The 1,514-nt window shown below is 64.4% G+C and carries 1 protein-coding gene and 1 pseudogene; both read left to right on the forward strand.

The window, feature by feature from the left end:
- Positions 1 to 398 (forward strand): annotated as a pseudogene (locus Ae331Ps2_RS33710) (IS701 family transposase); the annotation flags it as partial.
- On the forward strand, positions 395 to 562 hold the full coding sequence (locus tag Ae331Ps2_RS32275; protein WP_170917006.1) for a hypothetical protein: 168 nt from the start codon (positions 395 to 397) through the stop codon (positions 560 to 562). The pseudogene Ae331Ps2_RS33710 and the gene Ae331Ps2_RS32275, both read left to right, overlap by 4 nt.
- The last annotated feature ends 952 nt before the right edge of the window (positions 563 to 1,514 follow it).

A 1,514-nucleotide genomic window follows, 5' to 3' on the forward strand; every position in this document is an offset into this window, starting at 1 on the left:
GCGCGCACGGGATGCGGGTCTATGACTGGACCGCGGTTGCGCTGGCCATCGACGGCCTCCCGGCGGGTTGGGGGCACTGGCTGCTGGTGCGCCGCCAGACCGAGCCCGCAGAGGGCAAGACCATCCGTGAGCTGGCGTTCTACCGCTGCGCGGCCCCGGCGAACACGCCGCTGCGCGACCTCGTTCGAGTCGCCGGGGCGCGGTGGGCGATTGAGGAATGCTTCCAGACCGCGAAGAACGAGGCCGGCCTCGACCACTACCAAGTCCGCTCCTACCGAGCCTGGCACGCCCACATCACCCTGGCCATGCTCACCGCGGCCTACCTCGCCGTCACCCGCGCCGCCGAACACGCACGCGAGGCCGAAAAGGGGGATCCTCAGCCAGCCGGCGCGCATTGATTCAGCTGTCGGGCAACGAGATCCGCCGTCTCCTCGCCGCGCTCGCCTTCACCCCGCTCACCTGCATCGACCACGTCATGCACTGGTCGACCTGGCGCCGTGAACGCCAACAACAGGCCCGCGACTGCCACTACCGCCGACGCGGCGAACGACCCCCGAGCTGATCAACTGCCGTTGCAGTACTATCCAGGAAGACACGCCCCCGGCGGGCCTGTCAAGCCCCCGCCTCGCGCCGACTTGCACGGCCCCCCGCCCCGGATTCAGTTACGGAACGTAACATCGGATTGCGGTGGTGGGTCGGAAACAGTTATTGCTGGTCAAGCGCCCAGGTGGCGGCTCGCTGCGCAAACTCGTTGTCCTAGCTTAGGAGGGTCGATCCTCCTAAGCCCTCCGATCCTCCTAAGATCGACTTGGGTTCTGACCTGCTGAAATATCGGCAGTTAGGAGGGTTAGGAGGATTGAGGAGGATTAAGGGCTGCTTCGGGACACCCCCCAGAAATATCACTCTGCGTGACCAGCGTGTCGCCGCTCCGCGGTGTCGCCCCGCGCGTTGCTGTGGAAGGGATTTCCAGGTGGCGCACGGAAGGGGATTCGTTGTGTCGCGACCAGTGCATCGGCCGTTTCTCGGTGTGTTTTTTCTGGATATCGGATTGTTGTTGAGGGCGTCGATGGTCGCCGCTGGATCGCACCCGCTGGTCCCTGCTGAGTGGAGTTCATCGTTCCCTTTACGGCGTCATGGAAGGACTCTTTCTGTGGCGGTGTCTTGAATCTGGTGCGCGGGTTTCCGCCGTGACGGTCAGGCGTCTTGGGGTCGGACTGATGGGGCTGGAGGTGTCCCGGATTGGCTTATTAATGGCCCCGGATTTGTTCGGATTCATGTAGATCATCTTCGGGGGTTCAAGCTGGGGTTTCGGCGGCCCGTGGCGGTCTCGGGAGCGTCGGGAGGCGGTGTCGGCGCGGCTCGCTGGGGCCGAGAGCGGCTTTGATGTGGCTTTGAAGCGGCTGGAAGCGCCTGTGAAGCGGTGTTGATCCGGTTCTGGGGCACCCAGTTAGGAGGCGTGGAGCGCTTTGGGAGGTACGGCACGAAGTCCGGTTCTGGTGAGGTGTTTTTCTGGG

Origin of the sequence: Pseudonocardia sp. Ae331_Ps2 (genome assembly GCF_001932405.1) — a bacterium.
Taxonomy (GTDB): domain Bacteria; phylum Actinomycetota; class Actinomycetes; order Mycobacteriales; family Pseudonocardiaceae; genus Pseudonocardia.